The organism is Paraburkholderia sp. SIMBA_027 (assembly GCF_046535315.1).
GTDB lineage: Bacteria > Pseudomonadota > Gammaproteobacteria > Burkholderiales > Burkholderiaceae > Paraburkholderia > Paraburkholderia tropica.
The window spans coordinates 1-331 of record NZ_JAWRWY010000256.1 but is presented as its reverse complement, the minus strand read 5'-3'; the positions used below and the strand labels follow the sequence as shown (position 1 = coordinate 331).

Genomic DNA, 331 nt, shown 5'->3' with positions numbered 1-331 from the left:
ACTACACCGGTAACGCTGATAACAACGCGAACTTCGGCAAAGCCGTTCCTGCTGATTTCAACGGCGGCAGCTTCGGTCGTGGCGACAGCGACGAGTGGACCTTCGGTGCCCAGATGGAAATCTGGTGGTAATAGCAAAACCTGGGCCGGATAAGGCGTTTACGCCGCATCCGGCATATTAGTTTACGCCGTTAACAGATTAGCTATCGTGCGCACACCAAGTCCCGTAGCGCCCGCAGACCACTGTTCAACCGGCGCTTTACGGTAAGTCGCCGAGCAGTCGATATGCAGCCAGCCTTGCTGATAGTTCTCAACAAAGTGCGACAGGAAGC

The 331-nt window shown here is 55.3% G+C and carries 1 protein-coding gene; it reads right to left on the bottom strand.

What is annotated here, in order from left to right; translation table 11 throughout:
- Positions 1-182: 182 nt before the first annotated feature.
- Positions 183-326, bottom strand: coding sequence for a hypothetical protein (locus tag SB764_RS39010; RefSeq protein WP_410866612.1), 144 nt, complete (start codon positions 324-326; stop codon positions 183-185).
- Between the last annotated feature and the right edge of the window lie 5 nt (positions 327-331).